This window comes from Ruegeria sp. CI5 (assembly GCF_056536885.1).
Genome location: NZ_JBQFQN010000001.1, coordinates 753,102 through 773,151, shown reverse-complemented (window position 1 = coordinate 773,151; position 20,050 = coordinate 753,102). Strand labels below are relative to the sequence as shown.

The window sequence follows — 20,050 nt, the reverse complement described above, 5'->3', positions numbered from 1 at the left end:
TGCGTCAGGGTTCGGGAAATTCTGCGCATGTGAGGACTTCATGGAATACGAAACGGTGCTTTTGGACATCACGGACGGTTTGGCTGTGGTCACGCTGAACCGGCCGGACAAGATGAACGCGCTTACGACAAAAATGCGCGCCGAGATTACCCATGCGATGAAAAAAGCCGCTCATGACGCGCGCGCAATCGTCCTGACGGGCGCGGGTCCGGCGTTTTGCTCCGGCCAGGATCTGGGCGATGCGTCCAGCACCGGCAAGATCGATCTGGAACGCGCGCTGCGCGATGAATATGAACCGATGCTGGAAGCCGTTCATGATTGTCCGGTGCCGACGATCGCGGCGGTGAACGGTCCCGCGGCGGGGGCAGGGGCCAACCTGGCCCTGTGTGCCGATGTGGTTATTGCGACCGAAAGCGCCTATTTCCTGCAAGCCTTTGCCCGGATCGGTCTTTTGCCGGACGCCGGCGGGACGTGGTTCATGCCGCGCCAAATGGGTCTGGCCAAAGCCATGGGTGCGGCCTTGTTCGCCGACAAGATTTCTGCGCGTCAAGCCGACCAATGGGGCATGATCTACGAGGCGGTTGCCGACGATGAATTCGCCGCGCATTGGCGCAAGCGCGCCGAATACCTGGCCAAAGGGCCGACTGCAGGCTTTGCCGCGATCAAAAAGGCGATGAGAGGCACCTACGAAAACACCTTGCCGCAACAACTGGCGACCGAGGCGCACCTGCAGGGAGAATGTGGGCGCACCCGTGACTTCGCCGAAGGCGTGGTGGCATTTCTGGAAAAACGCGCCCCCCGGTTCGAGGGGCGCTGATCCTCAGGCCCGGCGGCGGCGACGCGCGCGCCGTTCGGGCATCGCCTCGTCCCCGGTTCCGTCACTGGCCGACGAGAAAGGCCCAAGGACTCCAGTGATTTGCTCGAGCGACGGACGGGCGCCACGGGGTTCAGTGTCCAGTGCCTTGCGCATCTCACGCAGGTGCGCTGGCATCGTTCCGCAGCAACCACCAATAATGGTCGCACCTGAATCCCGCGCCATAGCGGCGTAACGGCCCATCAGTTCGGGTGTGCCGTCATAGTGGATGTGGCCATCGACATATTTCGGAATGCCCGCATTGCCCTTGGAGATCAGGGGGCGTTCGGTTCCCTGAGCCACAAAACCCAGAACCGTGCGCAGGATGTCAGACGCGCCAGTGCCGCAGTTGGCGCCAAAGGCGATCGGTGGGTTGGGCAGGGTTTCGACAAGCTGCGCCAGGTCGGCCGAGGTCACGCCCATCATGGTGCGCCCGGCGGTGTCAAAACTCATGGTACCGCACCAAGGCATCTCGGCCAGGGCAAAGGCCTCAGCCGCGGCGCGGAATTCCTCGGGCGCGCTGATCGTTTCTACCCACAGCACGTCGACGCCTCCTTCTTTCAGCGCCTCGGCCTGTTCGTGGAACATCTCGACCGCCTCAGCATGGGTCAGGCTGCCCACTGGTTCCAGGATTTCCCCGGTCGGGCCGACCGATCCTGCAACCACCACCGGGCGTCCGGCGGCATCCGCCACCTCGCGCGCCAGTTCGGCGCCGATGCGGTTCAGTTCGGCCACGCGGGTATGGGCGTCGTGCAGTTTCAGACGTGCAGCCGTTCCCCCGAATGTATTGGTCAGGAACAGGTCACTGCCCGCATCCACCGACCCCCGATACAGGGCGCGGATCTTGTCGGGCTGGTCGGTGTTCCACAGCTCGGGCGCGTCACCTGATTGCAGCCCCATGTTGAACAGGTTCGTTCCGGTGGCGCCGTCGGCAAGAATGGCGTCCTTCGTTTCCAGCAGTCTGGTCAGCGCGTTGGTCATTGGAGATGTCCGGAGTTGTGGCCCCAAGGGCCAAAAATTTAGACGCCCCGTGTCGCATGACCGGGACGTCAAATCAAATTCATAATACTCATGAAGATCATGAGGTGGGCGGCATGCCTCAGTTGGCTTCGCTCATCACCTGAGCTTTGGCCACTGGCAGCAGTTCCGCCATCTTGGCGCGGATTTCCTCGGGGCTGGACAGATCGCCCAGATCGGCGGCGACTTTGCGCACCACGTCTTCGTGGCCGGCCTCTTCGAAATCGGCGATCACGACGGATTTTGCATACTCGGCGGCCTCGTCGCCGCTTTTGCCCATTTTTTCCGCAGCCCACAGGCCCAGCAACTTGTTGCAACGGGCTTGTGCCTTGAACTGCATTTCTTCGTCATGGGCGAATTTTGCTTCAAAGGCGTTTTCGCGTTCGTCGAACGTGGTCATGGGTTTTGGGCCTCTTCAAGTAAAAGTGTGTTTCCTGATGATATGACCATACGCGATGCTGGGTGCAAGGTATTTGCGCTGCGTCAAAGCCTCTCGGATGCATGAACTTGCGGGAAAGGGGGGCTTGCACTATGAGAGCGCCAACGCGATGGGACTCATTCCCTCGCCCCAGCCTGGAAAGGTCGCACATGGCGCGTCGCAAGAAGATTTACGAAGGCAAGGCCAAGATCCTGTACGAAGGCCCGGAACCGGGCACGATCGTGCAGTATTTCAAAGATGACGCCACCGCGTTCAACGCGGAAAAGAAAGACGTGATCGACGGCAAGGGTGTTCTGAACAACCGCCTGAGCGAATTCTTCATGACGGGTCTGAATCAGATTGGCGTGCCGACCCATTTCATCCGCCGCCTGAACATGCGCGAACAGCTGGTCCGCAGCTGCGAGATCATCCCGCTGGAGGTGATCGTCCGCAACTATGCCGCCGGGTCGCTGTCGAAACGGCTGGGCATCGCTGAGGGTACGCAGCTGCCGCGTCCGATCGTGGAATACTGCTACAAGGACGACTCGCTGGGTGATCCGCTTGTGACCGAAGAGCACATCGCCGCCTTTGGCTGGGCCAGCCAGCAGGATATGGACGACGTCCTCAGCCTGGCGCTGCGGGTGAACGACTTCATGAGCGGCGTGATGCTGGCCGTGGGTATTCGTCTGGTCGACTTCAAGATCGAGATCGGGCGCGTCTACGAAGGTGACTTCCAGCGCCTGATCATCGCTGATGAGATCAGCCCGGACAGCTGCCGACTGTGGGATATCGAGACCGGTCAGAAACTGGACAAGGACGTATTCCGTCGCGATCTGGGCAGCTTGACCGATGCCTATTCCGAGGTCGCCCGCCGCCTGGGCGTTCTGCCGAAAAGCAACGTGAGCAAGCCCACCCTGATCAACTGATCGCGCCGACTGGCAGGGCCTAACAAGGATGCGCTGCTCCTATTCGGAGCGGCGCATTTTTCATTGCGGGTTTGACAGGTCAGGCCCCCGTCACGCATCTTCGGGTTGACCGACCAACTCGGTCCGCTAACCAAGGTGGCACACTGAATGAGCGCGTTGTTCGATCAAGCGGTTTTCCTGAAATTTCTGGCGGCCGTGCTGGCCATATTCAACCCGCTCTACAACATCCCGATCTTCCTGAGCATGACGCGCGACTGCACACCTGCCGAACGGCGCAGGGTAGCCATGATCGTGATGGCCTCGGTGACGGTGATCGCGCTGATCTCAGTTGCAATCGGCGAAGAGGTGTTGGCTGTCTTCGGGATCGACGTTCCATCGTTTCGCGTGGCTGGCGGGCTGATTATCTTTGGCATCGGCATGTCGATGCTGAACGCGCAGGACCGGGCGCCGGGCGATCAGGCTGCGATGGTCGATGGTCACGCGCGCAAATTGAACTTTGCCGTTGTTCCGCTGGCGATCCCGTTGACAATCGGCCCGGGGACAATTGCCGTGACGATCGTGTTCTCGCATCAACTGTCGGATGGGGCCGAACTTGTGACCCTTGGCTCGGCGATCCTGATCGCCTGTTTCATCGTCGGGCTCGGCCTGTTGTTTGCTGACAGCATCTCGCGTCTTGTGGGTGAGACGATGATCAATGTGCTGACCCGGATCATGGCGATCCTGCTGGTTGCCGTGGCCGTCGAGATGGTTCTGACCGGCATCTTCAACGCGGTTGATGCACATTATCCCGGCCTGACGGGCAGCGCGGGCAATTGAATTCCTCAAGATGAAGCGCCTGCGGTCATTCGACCGCATCACAAAGGCTTGTTCTGCGCGGTCAGTCGCGCTATCCCCCGCGCAACGGAACAGGCCCCGGCGCGGCGGGCCACAGGTGGAGTTGCGACGATGAAGGCACGGGTGCACGTAATGCTCAAGAACGGGGTTCTGGACCCTCAAGGCGAGGCTGTGCGCCACGCATTGGGCGCACTGGGGTTCGACAAGGTGCAGGGCGTGCGGCAGGGCAAGGTGATTGACCTGGAACTGGCCGATGGCGCGACCGAGGCCGATGTGGCCGAAATGTGCGAGAAACTGTTGGCCAACACGGTCATCGAGCGTTACGAGATCGAACTGGTCTGAGTTCTCTGACCGTCATCCCCAAGGAGGGTTTCCCATGCGCGCAGCGGTTGTCGTTTTTCCGGGGTCCAACTGTGACCGGGATCTTGCCGTCGCCTTTGAGCAGGCCGGTTTTCAGGTCGACATGGTCTGGCACAAGGATGCCCAACTGCCGCAGGGCGTGGACATCGTGGGCGTGCCGGGCGGGTTTTCCTACGGCGATTACCTGCGCTGCGGTGCGATTGCTGCGCAGTCTCCGATCTGCAAGGCGGTGGTCGAGCACACCGAACGGGGCGGCTATGCCATCGGCATCTGCAACGGGTTCCAGATCCTGACCGAGACCGGCATTCTGCCGGGCGCGCTGCTGCGCAATGCCGGCTTGAAATACATCTGTCGAACCGTCGGGCTGAAGGTTGCGACCAGCGACAGCGCCTTTACTCAGGGCTACAACGCCGGAGACGTGATTCAGATTCCGATCGCGCATCACGATGGCAACTACTTCGCTGATGACGAAACCATTGCCCGCCTGCGGGACGAGGATCGGATCGCCTTCAGCTATACCGACAACCCCAACGGCTCGCGCGGGGATATTGCCGGGATCTTGTCGCACAACCGGCGCGTGCTGGGCATGATGCCCCACCCCGAGCGGGCGGCGGACGAGGCGCATGGCGGCACCGACGGAGTGGCGCTCTTCCGCGCATTGTCGGGTGTGCTTACACCTGCGTGACTTGAGGTCGTGGGCGCGGAAGCGTAGCTTCGGAGCATGAGTTCCGACGCGCAATCAGGCTGGACAAATCTATTTGGCCGCGGTGCCCCTTTGGGGTGGCGCCTGCGGCTGGCCGTGTTCGTGTTGCTGGTTGCTGCTGCGGCAACGGTCTGGGTCACCAACAGCCTGCTGACAAATCGGTTCACGGAATCGACCCGTAACAGGGCTGAACTGCGTCTGGCCCTTTATTCCGGCAACTTGCTGAGCGAATTGCGCCGAAATGCGATCGTTCCGCAATTGCTGGCCCGGGACCCGACCTTGATCTCGGCCTTGCAGTCAGCCGATTTTTCCCTGTCGACGCAGCGGCTTTTGTCCTTTGTTGAGGAAATCGGGGCCGCGTCGCTGATGCTGCTGGATCGGGATGGTCGGGTCGTTGCCGCAACAGACCGCAATCGACTGGGCGAGTCCCATCGAAGTGACCCGTATTTCGTGAATGCCGTCAGGTCGAACGCAACGATCTTTTCGGAGATTGCGCGCGAGACCGGCAGTTATGGCTTTCTCTATTCCCGCAGGATCGAGGCCGGGTCGGAAATTCTGGGCGTGATCGTGGTCGAGGTTGATCTGCGCAAGTTCGAGAACGCATGGGCCGGGATCTCGGACGCGGTCATGGTGACTGACAGCACCGGAACGATCATTCTGTCCACCGAACCCCAGTGGCGCGGCCTGAACGAGACAGAGGCGTTGTTGCGGCAGCATCCGCAGGGTGCCATTCAGCGCGCAATTCGGGCGACTACCGATTGGACGGCCTTGCCACCGGACGCCTATGTTGCGGGCGAGGCCGTGATGCGGATGGAGACCCGCATCCCGTTCCGCGGCTGGAAGATGACCTCGTTCACGACCTATTCCTCGATCCGCGAAAAGGTGAACAGCGTGCTGGCGCTCGAGATCATGGGGTTTGCGATTCTCCTGGCGCTGACCTTCTATGCACTGAGCCGCAGGGCCACGTTCCGCATGGCGCTGTTCCAACGCGAGTCGGCGGAGCTTCGCGCATTGAACGCAAGGCTGCAGCGCGAAATCGCCGAACGCGAACGGGTTGAAAAGACGCTGGAAGTGGCGGAACAGACGCTGGCGCAAAGCTCGAAGTTGGCAGCCCTGGGCGAGATGTCGGCGGCCGTCAGTCACGAGTTGAACCAGCCGTTGGCGGCGATGAAGACCTATCTGGCGGGCGCGCGGCTGTTGCTGCGCCGAAACCGCCCCGAAGAGGCGCTGGCCAGCTTTGGTCGGATCGACGGTCTGATCGAGCGGATGGGCGCGATCACGCGGCAGCTCAAGTCTTATGCCCGTAAGGGCGCGGACGCGTTTTCACCCGTAAATCTTGGGGAGGCGTTGGCCTCATCCCTGTCAATGATGGAACCGCAGCTGCGCCAGAGGCAGGTCAAGATCACCCAGATTCTTCCCGAAGAGCCGGTGATCGTGATGGGAGATCGGATGAGGATCGAACAGGTTATGGTCAACCTGTTGCGAAACGCGCTCGACGCCACCAAATCTGTTGCAGAGCCAGAGGTCGAGATCATTCTGGCCGCAGGCGAGACCGCCGTGCTGGCGGTGCGCGACAATGGCCACGGGATCGAGGATATCGAGAACCTGTTCGAGCCGTTCTACACCACCAAGCGGCCCGGAGATGGGGTCGGCTTGGGTCTTGCCATCTCGTCCGGGATCGTGAACGACCATGGCGGACGGCTGACTGCGCGCAACGGCCAGAACGGCGGCGCGGTATTCGAGATGCAACTGCCCATTTTGGGACATGACGGCCTTGAGGCCGCAGAATAACGAGGACGTACCTATGGCACAGGCCATGAAAATTGCCATCGTGGATGATGAACAGGACATGCGCCAGTCGATCAGCCAATGGTTGGCGCTGTCCGGCTATGACACCGAAACCTTCGCCAGCGCCGAGGATGCGCTCAAGGTTCTGGGGCCGGATTACCCGGGGATCGTGATCTCGGACATCAAGATGCCCGGCATGGATGGTATTCAGCTTTTGAAAAAGCTGATGGGCGCCGACAGCACCTTGCCGGTGATCATGATTACCGGTCACGGCGACGTGCCGATGGCGGTCGAGGCGATGCGGGTGGGGGCGTTCGACTTTCTGGAAAAGCCGTTCAACCCCGACCGGATGTCGGAACTGGCCAAACGCGCCAGCAACGCTCGGCGTCTGACGCTGGACAACCGCGCCCTGCGGCGCGAGCTGTCGGGCGGCACGCAGATCATGAACAAGCTGATCGGCGCCAGCCCGGTGATGGAGCGCCTGCGTGAAGATATTCTCGACCTGGGCCAGGCCGACGGGCATGTGCTGATCGACGGCGAAACCGGCACCGGCAAGACCCTGGTGGCGCACGCCTTGCATGCAGTGGGCAGCCGGGCGGGCAAGAAATTCGTTCTGGTCTCGTGTGCCGCGCTGGAAGAAGAGGCGCTGGCCAAGCGGCTGTTCGGCCCGATGATGCCCGAGGACACGCAACTGCCCGCAATCGAGGAAGCCCGCGGCGGCACTCTGGTGCTGGAGGATATCGAGGCGCTGAGCGACACGCTGCAGGCGCGGTTGCTGAGCGTGATGAACGAGCAGGGAACGCCGGCCGAGACCCGGATCGTTGCGATCTCAAACCTGCAGGAAGCGGGCAAGACCAGCGAGGACGTGCTGCGGCCCGATCTGTTCTATCGTCTGGCGGCGCTGCGGATCACCATGCCGCCGCTGCGGCAGCGCGGCGAGGATATCCTGACCCTGTTCACCCGGCTGAGCGAGCAGTTTGCCGAGGAATATGGCTGTGAGGCACCGCAAGTCAGCGCCCAGGAGGCCGCGCAGCTGCTGCAGGCCCCATGGCCGGGCAATGTGCGCCAGTTGATCAACATCGCCGAACGCGCGGTTCTGCAGTCGCGGCGCGGCTCGGGCACCATCGCGTCGCTGTTGATGTCCGATCACGAAGAGATGCAGCCGGTGATGACCACCGAGGGCAAGCCGCTGAAGGAATACGTTGAGGCGTTCGAACGGATGCTGATCGACAACACCATGCGGCGCCACAAGGGGTCCATCGCCTCGGTGATGGAGGAACTTTGCCTGCCGCGCCGGACTTTGAATGAAAAAATGGCCAAGTACGGGTTGCAACGGGCGGACTATCTGTAGGCGAGGGGGCCAGTCCCTTTTTGGCCTTTTGGCCAAAGTACACCCGGGAAATTTGAAGCCGGAGGAAGCCCGACCTGTCCGTAGATCGGGCTCCTTTGCAGTTTGCCCATTGTGTTTTCCACAGGACTGCTTTTATTGTACCGGGACGGGTCGGGCGCATTTTTGTGCCTGAATGTCCCGAATCATTGAGTTTCGCTGCTTTGCTGCAGGTGGTGACCTTTCCCGCCCGGCCAAGCAGACCGATTGTGCCCCATTCCGGGGCAGTAGAGTACCTGAGCCCGAATTTCGGGCGAAAGGAATAATGGGCAGGCAGCGGCGTGTTCGCGCCTGTCGGAGAAGAACCGCGATGACGCGCGCGCTACGATTGAGTATACGGGCAGGGGGCCACAGCGCCGATCCCTGCCGCGCGCCGTCCGTAATCGCCCAGACAAGACACCACCCCAGATGCGCCTGTCCGCCTGGACAGGTTAGGACAACGCGTTTGGCGCGGTGCACCAAGGACACATGGCAAAGAAAATGCTTATCGATGCCACCCACGCGGAGGAGACCCGCGTCGTGGTGGTGGACGGAAACAAGGTCGAGGAGTTCGATTTTGAATCCGAAAACAAACGCCAGCTTGCTGGCAACATCTACCTGGCAAAAGTAACGCGCGTCGAACCTTCGCTGCAGGCGGCCTTTGTTGACTACGGCGGGAACCGGCATGGCTTCCTTGCGTTCTCGGAAATCCATCCGGACTACTACCAGATTCCGGTCGCGGACCGCGAAGCCCTGATGGAGGAAGAGCGCGCCTATGCCGAGGCAATGAAGGCGCGGGACGAGGCCGAAGAATCCAAGCCCAAAAAGCGCCGCTCGCGGTCGCGCTCGAAAGCGGCAGAGGTCAAGACGGACGATCCGGTCGAAACGCTGGACGTATCCGCCGAACCGACGGGCATGGAAACCATCGACCTGCTTGAGGAAGAGGCCGCTGATCAGGATGTGCCCGAAGGCACGTCTCCGATGGAGACGGTCGCTGAAACTCCGGTCGAAGAGCCGAGTGAAGACGCGAGTGACGAACCGGCGGACGAAAAGGTCGAAGTCGAAGCTGACGCCGCACCCGCTGAACCGGTCGAAACAGACGAGCCGTACGCGGATGCAGCGGACGACGCTGACGCCGAAGCTGATGAGGCCAAGCCGGATGCGGCTGCCAAGGATGACACGATCGAGTCGGTTGCGGATGATGATGACAGCGAGGATATCCGTCCTCCGCGCAAACCACGCCCGCGCCGCTACAAGATTCAGGAAGTCATCAAAGTGCGCCAGGTTCTGTTGGTGCAGGTCGTCAAGGAAGAACGTGGCAACAAGGGTGCCGCGCTGACCACTTACCTGTCGCTGGCCGGCCGGTATTGTGTGTTGATGCCGAACACCGCACGCGGGGGCGGCATCAGCCGCAAGATCACCAACGCCGCGGACCGCAAGAAGCTCAAGGAAATCGCATCCGAGATCGACGTGCCTACGGGCGCCGGTCTGATCATCCGTACAGCCGGCGCCAAGCGTACCAAGTCCGAGATCAAGCGCGACTACGAATACCTGCAGCGCCTGTGGGAGCAGATCCGCGAACTGACGCTCAAATCGATCGCTCCTGCAAAGATCTACGAGGAAGGCGACCTGATCAAACGGTCGATCCGTGATCTTTACAATCGGGACATCGACGAGGTTCTGGTCGAAGGCGAAGGTGGCTACCGCATCGCCAAAGACTTTATGAAGATGATCATGCCGTCGCACGCCAAGAACGTGAAGCGGTACGAGGACCAACTGCCGCTGTTCGCGCGCTATCAGGTGGAAAGCTATCTGGCGGGGATGTTCAACCCGACGGTCCAGCTGAAATCGGGCGGGTATATCGTGATCGGCGTGACCGAGGCGTTGGTTGCCATCGACGTGAACTCGGGCCGCGCCACCAAAGAAGGCTCGATCGAGGAAACTGCGCTGAAGACCAACCTTGAGGCCGCCGAGGAAGTTGCACGCCAGCTGCGCCTGCGCGACCTGGCCGGTCTGATCGTCATCGACTTCATCGACATGGACGAGCGCAAGAACAACTTGGCGGTCGAAAAGCGCCTGAAGGACAAGCTGAAGACCGATCGGGCCCGTATTCAGGTCGGACGGATCTCGGGCTTTGGCCTGCTGGAGATGAGCCGCCAGCGCCTGCGCCCAGGAATGCTTGAGGCAACCACACAGCCTTGCCCGTCCTGCCATGGCACCGGTCTGATCCGCTCGGACGACAACATGGCTCTGTCGATCCTGCGTCAGATTGAAGAGGAAGGCACACGCCGCCGCTCGCGCGAGGTGCTGGTGCGGTGTCCGGTCAGCATTGCGAACTTCCTGATGAACCAGAAGCGCGAGCATATCGCGCAGATCGAAGCCCGCTATGGCCTGTCGGTTCGGATCGAAGGCGACACTCATCTGGTCAGCCCTGACTTCTCGATGGAAAAGTTCAAGACGGCCAGCCGGATCGTTCCCGAAGCGTCTGCGCCGGTGGTGTCCGCGACGGCATCGCTGATGGATCTGGTGGATTCCGAGGACGAGGTTGAAGACAGCGCCGTCGAGCCGGAACAGGCGGAAGAGGAAGCTAAGCCGAAGCGCAAGCGCCGCCGGCGTCGCCGCAAGAAGAACGGCGGTAACGGCGAGCAGGCCGAGGCAACCAGTTCTGACGAAGCTGCGGAAGACAAGGCGACCACCGAGGCGCAACCCGAGGAGTCCGGGACGGAAAAGACCGCAGAGTCTGAATCCGCTCCGGCTGAGACCGCAGAAGCTGGCGCCGAAAACGTGACCGAGGGTGAAGCGGAACAGGCCGAAGAAAAATCGGCCCAGCCCAAAAAACGTCGGGCACCGCGCCGCAAGAAGACGGCCGAAGTCGAAGAGGCGCCCGCGCCGGAACCCGAGGTGGCCGAAGAAGCGGTTCAGGCGGCCGCAGAAACGCCTGCTGATGAGGCTGCGGGTGCTGAGGACAACGCCCCCGAAGCGCAAGCCGAGGAGCCGGTCGAAGAGAGTGAGCCCGAGGTAGCGGCAGAAGTCGAAACGCCAGATGCCGAGCCCGTGGCGGAAGCGCCGGAAGCGGCAACAGAAGAAAAAGCCGAGGACGCCGCAGAGCCGGTGCTTGAGACGGTGGCGGAAGAACCCGAGCCGTCTCCGGCCAAGCCCAAACGGCGCGGTTGGTGGTCACTGGGCCAATAAGACAAAAAAAGGCGGACAGTATTGTCCGCCTTTTTTCTTTCAGGTCCCGCCGTTTTTCCGAATGAGAAAGACGTGGTGATCCGCAGCTTCTTCCATCCCGATCAGCTCGTGCCCGGACTCCGAGCAGAAATGAGGTACATCGACGATCGCGGCCGGATCGTCGGCAAGGACCCGGAGAAGGGAGCCCGCAGGCATGGCCTTGAGCCGTTTGCGGGCTTTCAGGACGGGCAGGGGGCACAGCAGGCCCAATGCATCCAGTGTTTCGGCTTCTTGTGTCATGGCTCTCAGATATTTGCATGGCGCACAGCTGTCCAGCCGGCAACCACGAGGATGTGACCGAATGGCCCCGTGACGCGCCCCACTGGATATCCTATGTGCAGTGGCATGTTCGGAATCGATATCATCGACGCGGGGCTGCTGCCCGCCATGTTCATCGCGCTGGTCGGCGGGTTGATCAGTTTTCTGTCGCCCTGCGTGTTGCCGATCGTGCCGCCTTATCTGGCCTACATGAGCGGCGTGACCATTCACGAGATGCAGGATCAGGCGCAGGCTAGACGCAAGGCGACTCTGTCAGCGCTGTTCTTCGTTCTTGGACTGTCGACGGTGTTCCTGCTGCTGGGCTTCACGGCCTCGGCCTTCGGCGCATTCGTGCTGCAGAACCAGGAACTGTTCGCCAAGGCCTCGGGTCTGGTGGTGATCGTGTTCGGCCTGCATTTCCTGAACGTGTTCCGAATTCCGATCCTGGACCGCGAAGCGCGGCTCGAAACCGGGGACTCCGGCGGCTCGGTCTTCGGGGCTTACATCCTGGGGTTGGCTTTCGCATTCGGCTGGACCCCTTGCATCGGCCCCCAGCTTGGCGCGATTCTGTCGCTGGCCGCGTCCGAGGCCTCGGTGGCGCGGGGCACGCTGTTGCTGGGCGTCTACGCGGCGGGTCTGGGCATACCGTTCCTGCTGGCTGCGATGTTCCTGAACCGTTCAATGGCGGTGATGAACAAGCTGAAACCGCATATGGGAACGATCGAAAAAGTCATGGGTGGCTTGTTGCTGGTCGTCGGCATCATGCTGGTGACGGGTCTGTTCACCGAGTTCAGCTGGTGGCTGCTTGAGACGTTCCCGGCATTGGCCACTCTGGGCTGACGCGGCGCCCGGTCGCGATGATCGGGCCTTACCTTGGCCACATCGCTGCGCTAACCTGCCCGCAACAAGGGCAAAGGCATGAGCAGTCAGGTTCCGCAATCTGGGGTACAACGACGCCGGGTGTTCTATATCCCCGGCTATGATCCGATCCATCCCCGCCGCTATCGCGAACTCTATCGGAAAGAGGGGCGCGCGCAGTCAGCGATTTCCGGGTATCGGTTGGAGGTCTCGGCCAAGACGGGCGATGGCCCCTATGGCTGGCACGTCCGGTCGGAGCAGGACGGGGCCGAAGTAGATACGGATGTCGAGGTTTTATTCTGGTCCGACATCGTGCGCGACAGCATGGACAGCTCGATCCCGGCGACCTACTGGCAACTGCTGTGCACGGCCTCGATCTACATCTCGACTGGCACGCTGTGGCGGCTGATGCGGCTGCGCAAAGGACCGGTGATCGCCGCACTCTATCCGGTGGCGATGTTGCTGGGGCAGTTGGCGCTGGCGGGATTGGTCTTCTACGGTGTGGCAATGTTGTCCGAGTCCGCGATGCATTGGTTGGTTGAAGCTGTGGAAGGACCCGCGCTGTTCGGTCCCTATTTTGCGGCGCGGATGTATCTCAGCCTGGCTATTGGCGTGTTGGCGGGCTGGTGGGTCTTGCGCTGGTTCCGAAAGATCGACAACCGCCTGTTCGCCTATTACCTGATGCACGACTATGCCTATTCTGCGCGGCTGCGGGGAGAAACGCCGCCCGAGTTGCAGGCTCGGCTGGACGAATTCCGTGCCACTATTGCGGCAGCGCTACGGTCGCCCGTCGATGAGGTTCTGGTGGTGGGCCACAGTTCCGGCGCCCATCTGGGGGTTTCGGTTCTGGCCGACCTGCTGCGGCGGGGCGAGGTGCCACCGGATGGCCCGGTCCTGTCGTTCCTGACATTGGGGCAGGTGGTGCCGATGGTGTCATTCCTGCCGCGGGCCGGCCGGTTGCGGTCCGACCTGCAATTGCTGTCGCAGACCGAGCAGTTGACATGGGTCGATGTCTCGGCACCCGGGGATGGCTGCGCCTTTGCCCTATGTGATCCGGTTGCGGTCAGCGGGGTTGCCGGGCCGGGCAAGCGGTGGCCGCTGGTTCTGTCAGCCGCTTTTACGCAAACCCTGTCGCCCGAACGCTGGGCCGCGTTGCGCTGGCGGTTCTTCCGTTTGCATTTCCAGTATCTTTGCGCGTTCGACCGGCCTAGCGACTATGACTATTTCCGCATCACGGCCGGCCCGCTGACACTGGGCGCTCGGTTCGCCGGCCGGGCGCCGTCGAAATCGCGGATCGAGCGGGCGGTGTCCAAGTACCGGACGGTGCGCGCATGACCCCGCCCAAGCCGCCCGCCAGACCGGACAAGGTATCTCTGTGGCAATACCTGCGCCTGTTCCGGCGTGACATCCTGTCGGCCCAGCCGCAACGCCTGTACCGCGCCTGGATGGCCGAGTTCCGCACCCCGTTCTTCCGGTCCTACCTGATCAACCAGCCCGAGCTGATCGACCGGGTTCTGAAACACCGTCCTCAGGATTTCCCGAAATCCGGCCGGATCAGCGAAGGCCTGCGGCCCCTGCTAGGCCAATCGGTATTCCTGACCAATGGCGCGACCTGGGAGCGCCAGCGCCGCATCATCGACCCGGCCTTCGAGGGCGGGCGGCTAAAACAAACCTTTCCCGCGATGCTGGCCTCGGCCGAGGCTTGCGCCGACCGCCTGCGCGACAGGACGGGCGTGCCGGTCGAGATCGAAGAGGTCACCAGCCATGCCGCCGCCGACGTGATCTTTCGCACCTTGTTCTCGGTGCCTATCGAGCACGAAATCGCCGCACAGGTGTTCGAGAAATTCCGCGCCTATCAGCGGCAGCAACCTCTGCTGAACCTTGCGGCTTTCGTGCCGCTGCCAGGCTGGGTGCCTCGGTTCCACCCGCGCAAGACCCGCCGTGCGGCGACTGAAATCCGCGCCTTGATCGCCCGCCTGACCCGCGAGCGGGCCGCGCAGATCGCCGCCGGCGCCGCGCCCGACGATCTGGCCACCAAGATCATGACCACGTCCGACCCCCTGACCGGGCAGTGTTTCGATACCGATGAGATGATCGATCAGGTGGCCATCTTCTTTCTGGCCGGGCACGAGACCAGCGCCTCGGCCCTGGCATGGACGCTGTACCTGATGGCCGCCTATCCTGACTGGCAGGACCGCGTGGCCGAGGAGGCCTGCGCGCAGGATGAAATCAGTTTTGCCAGCATGTCCAGACTGCGCATCAGCCGCGATGTGTTCCGCGAGGCGCTGCGCCTCTATCCCCCGGTCCCGATGATGGTGCGCGAGGCCACATGCCCTGAACGCTTCCGCGACCGCGACGTGCCCAAGGGCGCTCAGATCGTGATCAGCCCATGGCACCTGCACCGGCATGAACGGCTGTGGGAGGACCCCGACAGCTTTGACCCGGCCCGCTGGGCGACCGAAAACGGCAAAGCCTGCCAGCGGGCGACCTTCATTCCGTTTTCGGCTGGGCCGCGCGTCTGCACCGGGGCGGGGTTTGCGATGGTCGAGGGGCCGTTGATCCTGTCGACCCTTCTGCGCCGATACCGGTTCGAACCTGTCGAGGGCCGCTCCCCGGTCACGGTGGCGCATCTGACGGTCCGGTCCCGCGACGGAATTTGGCTGCGCGTGGTTGAGCGCTAACAAACTATCATCGCCCCGCGCCATGCTGTATGCGGTTGGAAAAGCGGAATCATTACTGAACGGGAAAGTGTTATGTCCAAGGCTGAACAGCGCGAACAGATGATCAACGGTGCGGGTTTTATCGCGGCTTTGGATCAGAGCGGCGGCTCGACGCCCAAGGCGCTGGCGTTGTACGGGGTGCAGCCGTCCGACTATGGCTCGGACGAGGAAATGTTTGCCGAGATCCAGAAGATGCGCGCCCGGATCATCCTGGCCGATGACTTCACCCGCGACAAAGTGATCGGCGCGATCCTGTTCGAACGCACGCTGAGCGAGGAAATCGACGGTCGCAAGGTGGCCGATTACCTGTGGTCGGTCAAAGGCATCGTGCCGTTCCTCAAGATCGACAAGGGGCTGGAGGACACCGCCAACGGCGTGCAGCTGATGAAGCCCATCCCGGGCCTGGCCGAGACGCTGGCCAAGGCCGAAGGTGTGTTCGGCACCAAGGAACGCTCGGTCATCCACGAGGCCAATGCCGAGGGCATTGCCGCCGTGGTGAAACAGCAATTCGACGTGGCCCGCGAGGTGATCGCGGCCGGCATGGTTCCGATCATTGAACCCGAGGTGAACATCAAGTCGGACACCAAGGCCGAGGCCGAAGAGATCCTCAAGGCCGAGATCCTCAAGAACCTCGACGAGTTGGGCGAGGGGCAGGATGTCATGCTGAAGCTGACCCTGCCCAGCACACCCAACCTGTATGACGAGGCCGCCGACCATCCGCGTGTTCTGCGGGTGGTGGCGCTGTCGGGCGGCTATTCGACCGACGAGGCCTGTGACTTGCTGGCGCAGAACGGCAAGATGATCGCCTCTTTCTCGCGCGCGCTGACCGAGGGGCTGTCGAAACAGCAGTCGGATGCCGAGTTCAACGCGGTCCTTGGCAGCAATATCGACAAGATCTACTGCGCCTCGGTCTGAGGTCAGACCGGTTTGATGAACAAGCGGCGCATCTGCGCCGCTTTTTCGCGCATGGCGCAGCCTGTGGCGTGGTCATTCACCAGCCCCATCGCCTGCATGAAGGCAAACACCGTGGTGGGGCCGACAAATTTCCACCCGCGCTTTTTCAGGTCCTTGGACATGGCGACCGACTCGGGCGAAGTCGAGGCCGTCTGCGGCGCAGGAGGGGTCTCGGGCTCGAACCGCCAGACATAGGCCGCCAGCGAGCCGGCTTCGTCCACCAGCTCCTGTGCGCGGCGGGCGTTGTTGATCACCGCCTCGATCTTGCCGCGATGGCGGATGATACCGGAATCTTGCAGCAGGCGCTCAGTGTCTGCATCAGTAAAACCGGCCATCACGTTGAAATCAAACTCGGAAAAGACTTTTCGAAAGTTTTCCCGTTTGGCCAGAATGGTGCGCCAGCTGAGGCCGGACTGGAAGCTTTCAAGGCAGAGCTTCTCGAACAGGCGCTGGTCGTCACCTACCGGATAACCCCATTCATTGTCGTGATAGTCGAAAAACTCCGGCGCGGCCTGACACCAGCCGCATCGCGGTTGGCCATCCGGCCCGGTCACGAGTTCGCGCATCGAATGTACCCCTTTTGTTCACCATCAGCCTAGACACCGACGGGGATCAGATCAAGGGCTGCGATCGGGTGATCGATACCAGTTCAGAACAAAGACGCGAATGGCCGACGCCAACCCGGTTTCGGGGTCGCGCGCGACATCAATTTCCGAGGCCAAAACGTTGATAGGTAGACCTTTTGCCTTGGCGATGTCCCGAAACGCCTGCCAGAACTCGTCCTCAAGCGAGACCGAAGTGCGGTGCCCCTTGAGGGTCAGCGAGCGTTTGACGGGCGGGCCGCTCATTCATCCAGCTCGTGATTGTCCAGATCGCGGCGGGCTTTGTTGGCACGGGCCTTGTCCAGCTGTTTGTCCGCCTTGCTGCGCCCGAACGCCGCCGCGTTCCGGTCGGCGCGGGCCTTTTTCTCGGCCCGCGCCTTTTCCTTGCGATACCGGTTCAGATTGACCGGCTTGCCCATCAGTCCTTGGGCCCGATCATCTGCTCGGGGCGCACGACGGCGTCAAAGGTTGCCTCGTCGACGAAGCCCAGCTTGATGGCCTCTTCCTTCAGCGTGGTGCCGTTCTTGTGCGCAGTCTTGGCGACCGTGGTGGCGTTGTCATAGCCGATGGTGGGGGCCAGGGCGGTCACCAGCATCAACGATTCTTTCATCAGCTTGTCGATGCGCGCCTCGTTGGCCTTGGTGCCCAGCAGCATACGCTCGGTAAAGCTGTCCGTTGCGTCGCCCAGCAGCTGGATCGACTGCAGCAGGTTGTAGGCCATCATCGGGTTGTAGACGTTCAGCTCGAAATGGCCCTGGCTGCCAGCGAACTTGATCGCAGCGTCGTTGCCCATCACGTGGGCGGCGACCTGGGTCAGCGCCTCGGCTTGGGTCGGGTTGACCTTGCCCGGCATGATCGACGAGCCGGGCTCGTTCTCCGGCAGGATCAGTTCACCCAGACCCGAGCGCGGACCCGAGCCGAGGAAGCGGATGTCGTTGGCGATCTTGTAGCAGCTGCCCGCAACGGTGGCCAAGGCGCCCGACAGGAACACCATGGCGTCATGAGCGGCCAGCGACTCGAATTTGTTGGGCGCGGTGACGAAGGGCAGGCCGGTGATTTCGGCCATGTTGGCGGCAACGGCCTCGGCCCAGCCATTCTGGGTGTTCAGCCCGGTACCGACGGCGGTGCCGCCTTGTGCCAACTCGTAGATGCCGGGCATGGCGGCGCTCACGCGGGCGATGCCCTGACGGATCTGATGGGCATAGCCGCTGAATTCCTGGCCCAGGGTCAGCGGAGTCGCGTCCTGCGTGTGGGTGCGACCGATCTTGATGATGTCGTTGAATTCCGCGGACTTCTGCTCGAGCCCGGCGGCCAGCTTCTCCAGCCCCGGCAGCAGCACGTCACGCACGCTCATTGCAGTGGCGATATGCATTGCGGTGGGGAAGGTGTCGTTCGACGATTGCCCCATGTTGCAGTGATCGTTCGGGTGCACCGGATCCTTGGAGCCGATCACGCCGCCCAGGATCTCGATCGCGCGGTTCGCGATGACCTCGTTGGCGTTCATGTTCGACTGGGTGCCTGATCCGGTCTGCCAGACGACCAGAGGGAAATTGTCGTCGAACTTGCCCTCGATCACCTCGCCGGCGGCCTGGATGATGGCGTCGGCGATGCGTGCGTCCAGCTTGCCCGTGGCCTTGTTCTGCATGGCGCAGGCCTTCTTGACCACGCCCAGCGCGCGCACGATGGCGACGGGCTGCTTCTCCCATCCGATGGGGAAGTTCATAATCGAGCGCTGCGTCTGCGCCCCCCAATACTTGTCGGCAGGAACCTCGAGCGGGCCAAAACTGTCGGATTCGGTGCGGGTCTGAGACATCTGTCACTCCGTCTGGTATGCAGTCGCATGCCGTTTAACCGCAGCTAAGCTATGGTGCAATCGGCCAGTTGCGCGCACCTTAGTCCGAAGGGCAAAAAAGGTATAGCCATGCGGTGTGCGTCACTTTTCTTGGTTGGTCACAGGGCCGTACCATTGTGCCCGTTCCCGGCTGAGCTAAGATAAAGAAGGCAATCGCGGAGAAAGAACCATGAATCGCTCAGACCGGACCTCATTTTTCGCGCAAATGGCCCGATGGCTGTCGATACTGGCGTTTGGAATTTTGTTGGCGTCTCCAGGATGGGCGCAGGACATCGGTCCCTTTGTCGGCGACTATGTCGGATCTGCCAACCTGGTGGATGCGGACGGATCGTCGACCCCGCGCGACATGAGCGTTTCGATCGCAGAGACCGGCGAAGGGTTCGTGGTCAAATGGAAGACTACCACCTACAAAGCCGACGGTCGGGTGAAAGAACAAAGCTTTTCGGTCGAGTTCCGACCTTCTGATAGGAACAACATCTATTCCGCAGCCATGAAGCGGAATGTCTTCGGTCATGAGGTTCCGCTGGACCCAATGAAGGGTGAGCCTTTTGTCTGGGGCCGGATCGAAGGGGAAACGCTGACCGTCTTCTCGCTGTTCATAGATGAGGACGGCGGGTACGAATTGCAGCAGTATGACCGGACGCTGGCCGAGGGTGGGCTGAACCTATCCTTTTCTCGGTTCAGAGATGGACAGAAGTCGCGTTCAGTCGAAACATTCCTGGAAAAACAATAGGCTCCGCCAAAAAAGCGAAGCCTGGTCGAATGGATACGAATTACTTGCGGAAGCTGTCCAGCGATACGATATCCGCATCATGATGCGGCTCGTCTTCGGGTTCGACCTCGATCGACTCGACATCGATTTCCGCCGGGTCCTCATCCTCTTCGTCCGAGCTTTCGAAGCGCAGCCCGAATTCGACCGACGGATCGACAAATGTCTGGATGGCCGAATAGGGGACATACAGCGGCTCCGGAGCGTCACCGAAATTCAGCGTGATGGCAAATCCGTCCTCGCCAACCTCGAGATTTTCGAACCAGTGCTGCACCACGATCGTCATCTCGTCAGGGTAGCGTTCGCGCAGCCAGTCAGCGATTTCGACGCCGGGCTCACGGGTATCGAACGTGATGAAGAAATGGTGCGCGCCGGGCAATCCGGTTTCGGAAACGCGCTTCAGAACAGTCTTGATCAGCCCGCGCATAGCGGTGTGCATCAAGTTGCCGTAGTCAATGCCTTGCGACATGTGTCATCCTCGAAAGTGGTTATCCCAAGCATAAGGGATTTGATCGGAAACGAAAGAGCGGGTTGCGTCTGA

21 protein-coding genes are annotated in these 20,050 nt (G+C 61.7%); 13 read left to right on the top strand and 8 right to left on the bottom strand.

Features of this window, described 5'->3' with window-relative positions:
* Nucleotides 1–40 precede the first annotated feature (40 nt).
* Nucleotides 41–817: an enoyl-CoA hydratase-related protein gene (locus ACR0BA_RS03895; protein ID WP_093961976.1), complete on the top strand. Its 777-nt coding sequence runs from the start codon at nt 41–43 to the stop codon at nt 815–817.
* Nucleotides 818–820: 3 nt separating this feature from the next.
* On the opposite strand, the gene bmt is transcribed toward ACR0BA_RS03895, so the two are convergent.
* Together bmt and ACR0BA_RS03885 are read right to left on the bottom strand one after the other, a co-directional pair.
* Nucleotides 821–1,834, bottom strand: a complete 1,014-nt coding sequence (gene bmt / locus ACR0BA_RS03890) for a betaine--homocysteine S-methyltransferase (protein ID WP_480726518.1) — start codon at nt 1,832–1,834, stop codon at nt 821–823.
* Between the two features lie 118 nt (nt 1,835–1,952).
* Entirely contained in the window at nt 1,953–2,270 is a 318-nt protein-coding gene (locus ACR0BA_RS03885; RefSeq protein ID WP_170403268.1) for a DUF1476 domain-containing protein, read from the bottom strand.
* Between the two features lie 188 nt (nt 2,271–2,458).
* Between ACR0BA_RS03885 and purC the strand changes: the two genes are divergently transcribed.
* From purC to ACR0BA_RS03850, 7 genes are all read left to right on the top strand, one after another.
* The gene (gene purC, locus ACR0BA_RS03880) at nt 2,459–3,214 is read left to right on the top strand and encodes a phosphoribosylaminoimidazolesuccinocarboxamide synthase (RefSeq protein WP_170338739.1); all 756 of its coding nucleotides are present in this window, start codon (nt 2,459–2,461) and stop codon (nt 3,212–3,214) included.
* A gap of 147 nt (nt 3,215–3,361) precedes the next feature.
* Nucleotides 3,362–4,030, top strand: coding sequence for a MarC family protein (locus tag ACR0BA_RS03875; protein WP_480726517.1), 669 nt, complete (start codon nt 3,362–3,364; stop codon nt 4,028–4,030).
* Nucleotides 4,031–4,159: 129 nt separating this feature from the next.
* Nucleotides 4,160–4,390 carry a phosphoribosylformylglycinamidine synthase subunit PurS gene (purS, locus tag ACR0BA_RS03870; RefSeq protein WP_093961981.1) on the top strand — a complete coding sequence of 77 codons (231 nt, stop codon included), beginning with the start codon at nt 4,160–4,162 and terminating at the stop codon, nt 4,388–4,390.
* A 34-nt stretch (nt 4,391–4,424) separates the two neighbouring features.
* Entirely contained in the window at nt 4,425–5,093 is a 669-nt protein-coding gene (gene purQ, locus ACR0BA_RS03865; RefSeq protein ID WP_170339318.1) for a phosphoribosylformylglycinamidine synthase subunit PurQ, read from the top strand.
* A 36-nt stretch (nt 5,094–5,129) separates the two neighbouring features.
* On the top strand, nt 5,130–6,902 hold the full coding sequence (locus tag ACR0BA_RS03860) for a sensor histidine kinase (RefSeq protein ID WP_093961983.1): 1,773 nt from the start codon (nt 5,130–5,132) through the stop codon (nt 6,900–6,902).
* A gap of 13 nt (nt 6,903–6,915) precedes the next feature.
* A complete protein-coding gene (locus tag ACR0BA_RS03855) occupies nt 6,916–8,250 on the top strand; it encodes a sigma-54-dependent transcriptional regulator (protein ID WP_093961984.1) in 1,335 nt (444 codons plus the stop codon).
* 504 nt (nt 8,251–8,754) lie between these two features.
* A complete protein-coding gene (locus ACR0BA_RS03850; protein WP_480726515.1) occupies nt 8,755–11,457 on the top strand; it encodes a ribonuclease E/G in 2,703 nt (900 codons plus the stop codon).
* Between the two features lie 39 nt (nt 11,458–11,496).
* Here the strand turns inward: ACR0BA_RS03850 and ACR0BA_RS03845 are convergent, their stop codons facing one another.
* Nucleotides 11,497–11,736 (bottom strand): sulfurtransferase TusA family protein, encoded by a 240-nt coding sequence (locus tag ACR0BA_RS03845; RefSeq protein WP_170357716.1) that lies wholly within the window; start codon nt 11,734–11,736, stop codon nt 11,497–11,499.
* Between the two features lie 105 nt (nt 11,737–11,841).
* On the opposite strand from ACR0BA_RS03845, the gene ACR0BA_RS03840 reads away from it, so the two are divergent.
* The 4 genes from ACR0BA_RS03840 (at nt 11,842) to ACR0BA_RS03825 (ending at nt 16,247) form a co-directional block, all read left to right on the top strand.
* Entirely contained in the window at nt 11,842–12,594 is a 753-nt protein-coding gene (locus tag ACR0BA_RS03840) for a cytochrome c biogenesis CcdA family protein (protein ID WP_170338729.1), read from the top strand.
* Between the two features lie 78 nt (nt 12,595–12,672).
* The gene (locus ACR0BA_RS03835; RefSeq protein ID WP_480726513.1) at nt 12,673–13,947 is read left to right on the top strand and encodes a hypothetical protein; all 1,275 of its coding nucleotides are present in this window, start codon (nt 12,673–12,675) and stop codon (nt 13,945–13,947) included.
* Complete coding sequence (locus ACR0BA_RS03830; protein WP_480726511.1) at nt 13,944–15,293, top strand: cytochrome P450; 1,350 nt, start codon at nt 13,944–13,946, stop codon at nt 15,291–15,293. Before ACR0BA_RS03835 ends, ACR0BA_RS03830 begins: the two co-directional genes overlap by 4 nt.
* Before the next feature lie 72 nt (nt 15,294–15,365).
* Nucleotides 15,366–16,247 (top strand): fructose bisphosphate aldolase, encoded by an 882-nt coding sequence (locus tag ACR0BA_RS03825; RefSeq protein WP_480726510.1) that lies wholly within the window; start codon nt 15,366–15,368, stop codon nt 16,245–16,247.
* 2 nt (nt 16,248–16,249) lie between these two features.
* On the opposite strand, the gene ACR0BA_RS03820 is transcribed toward ACR0BA_RS03825, so the two are convergent.
* From ACR0BA_RS03820 to fumC, 4 genes are read right to left on the bottom strand one after another with little or no spacing between them, the layout of a single operon-like run.
* Complete coding sequence (locus ACR0BA_RS03820) at nt 16,250–16,852, bottom strand: DNA-3-methyladenine glycosylase I (protein WP_480726509.1); 603 nt, start codon at nt 16,850–16,852, stop codon at nt 16,250–16,252.
* Between the two features lie 51 nt (nt 16,853–16,903).
* Nucleotides 16,904–17,134: a ribbon-helix-helix domain-containing protein gene (locus ACR0BA_RS03815; protein WP_093961991.1), complete on the bottom strand. Its 231-nt coding sequence runs from the start codon at nt 17,132–17,134 to the stop codon at nt 16,904–16,906.
* Complete coding sequence (locus ACR0BA_RS03810) at nt 17,131–17,307, bottom strand: DUF4169 family protein (RefSeq protein WP_170338717.1); 177 nt, start codon at nt 17,305–17,307, stop codon at nt 17,131–17,133. Before ACR0BA_RS03810 ends, ACR0BA_RS03815 begins: the two co-directional genes overlap by 4 nt.
* Entirely contained in the window at nt 17,307–18,701 is a 1,395-nt protein-coding gene (fumC, locus tag ACR0BA_RS03805) for a class II fumarate hydratase (protein WP_480726507.1), read from the bottom strand. The genes ACR0BA_RS03810 and fumC overlap by 1 nt, the downstream gene beginning before the upstream one ends.
* A 244-nt stretch (nt 18,702–18,945) precedes the next feature.
* Between fumC and ACR0BA_RS03800 the strand changes: the two genes are divergently transcribed.
* Nucleotides 18,946–19,473 carry a hypothetical protein gene (locus ACR0BA_RS03800; RefSeq protein ID WP_480727455.1) on the top strand — a complete coding sequence of 176 codons (528 nt, stop codon included), beginning with the start codon at nt 18,946–18,948 and terminating at the stop codon, nt 19,471–19,473.
* Nucleotides 19,474–19,513: 40 nt separating this feature from the next.
* On the opposite strand, the gene ACR0BA_RS03795 is transcribed toward ACR0BA_RS03800, so the two are convergent.
* The gene (locus tag ACR0BA_RS03795) at nt 19,514–19,978 is read right to left on the bottom strand and encodes an SspB family protein (protein ID WP_480726505.1); all 465 of its coding nucleotides are present in this window, start codon (nt 19,976–19,978) and stop codon (nt 19,514–19,516) included.
* Nucleotides 19,979–20,050: the final 72 nt, after the last annotated feature.

Excerpts from the sequence above, each read along its gene's own strand:
- ACR0BA_RS03895 (WP_093961976.1), top strand. The coding sequence starts at position 41 with ATGGAATACGAAACGGTGCTTTTGGACATCACGGACGGTTTGGCTGTG.
- bmt (WP_480726518.1), bottom strand. The coding sequence starts at position 1,834 with ATGACCAACGCGCTGACCAGACTGCTGGAAACGAAGGACGCCATTCTT.
- ACR0BA_RS03885 (WP_170403268.1), bottom strand. The coding sequence starts at position 2,270 with ATGACCACGTTCGACGAACGCGAAAACGCCTTTGAAGCAAAATTCGCC.
- purC (WP_170338739.1), top strand. The coding sequence starts at position 2,459 with ATGGCGCGTCGCAAGAAGATTTACGAAGGCAAGGCCAAGATCCTGTAC.
- ACR0BA_RS03875 (WP_480726517.1), top strand. The coding sequence starts at position 3,362 with ATGAGCGCGTTGTTCGATCAAGCGGTTTTCCTGAAATTTCTGGCGGCC.
- purS (WP_093961981.1), top strand. The coding sequence starts at position 4,160 with ATGAAGGCACGGGTGCACGTAATGCTCAAGAACGGGGTTCTGGACCCT.
- purQ (WP_170339318.1), top strand. The coding sequence starts at position 4,425 with ATGCGCGCAGCGGTTGTCGTTTTTCCGGGGTCCAACTGTGACCGGGAT.
- ACR0BA_RS03860 (WP_093961983.1), top strand. The coding sequence starts at position 5,130 with ATGAGTTCCGACGCGCAATCAGGCTGGACAAATCTATTTGGCCGCGGT.
- ACR0BA_RS03855 (WP_093961984.1), top strand. The coding sequence starts at position 6,916 with ATGGCACAGGCCATGAAAATTGCCATCGTGGATGATGAACAGGACATG.
- ACR0BA_RS03850 (WP_480726515.1), top strand. The coding sequence starts at position 8,755 with ATGGCAAAGAAAATGCTTATCGATGCCACCCACGCGGAGGAGACCCGC.
- ACR0BA_RS03845 (WP_170357716.1), bottom strand. The coding sequence starts at position 11,736 with ATGACACAAGAAGCCGAAACACTGGATGCATTGGGCCTGCTGTGCCCC.
- ACR0BA_RS03840 (WP_170338729.1), top strand. The coding sequence starts at position 11,842 with ATGTTCGGAATCGATATCATCGACGCGGGGCTGCTGCCCGCCATGTTC.
- ACR0BA_RS03835 (WP_480726513.1), top strand. The coding sequence starts at position 12,673 with ATGAGCAGTCAGGTTCCGCAATCTGGGGTACAACGACGCCGGGTGTTC.
- ACR0BA_RS03830 (WP_480726511.1), top strand. The coding sequence starts at position 13,944 with ATGACCCCGCCCAAGCCGCCCGCCAGACCGGACAAGGTATCTCTGTGG.
- ACR0BA_RS03825 (WP_480726510.1), top strand. The coding sequence starts at position 15,366 with ATGTCCAAGGCTGAACAGCGCGAACAGATGATCAACGGTGCGGGTTTT.
- ACR0BA_RS03820 (WP_480726509.1), bottom strand. The coding sequence starts at position 16,852 with ATGCGCGAACTCGTGACCGGGCCGGATGGCCAACCGCGATGCGGCTGG.
- ACR0BA_RS03815 (WP_093961991.1), bottom strand. The coding sequence starts at position 17,134 with ATGAGCGGCCCGCCCGTCAAACGCTCGCTGACCCTCAAGGGGCACCGC.
- ACR0BA_RS03810 (WP_170338717.1), bottom strand. The coding sequence starts at position 17,307 with ATGGGCAAGCCGGTCAATCTGAACCGGTATCGCAAGGAAAAGGCGCGG.
- fumC (WP_480726507.1), bottom strand. The coding sequence starts at position 18,701 with ATGTCTCAGACCCGCACCGAATCCGACAGTTTTGGCCCGCTCGAGGTT.
- ACR0BA_RS03800 (WP_480727455.1), top strand. The coding sequence starts at position 18,946 with ATGGCCCGATGGCTGTCGATACTGGCGTTTGGAATTTTGTTGGCGTCT.
- ACR0BA_RS03795 (WP_480726505.1), bottom strand. The coding sequence starts at position 19,978 with ATGTCGCAAGGCATTGACTACGGCAACTTGATGCACACCGCTATGCGC.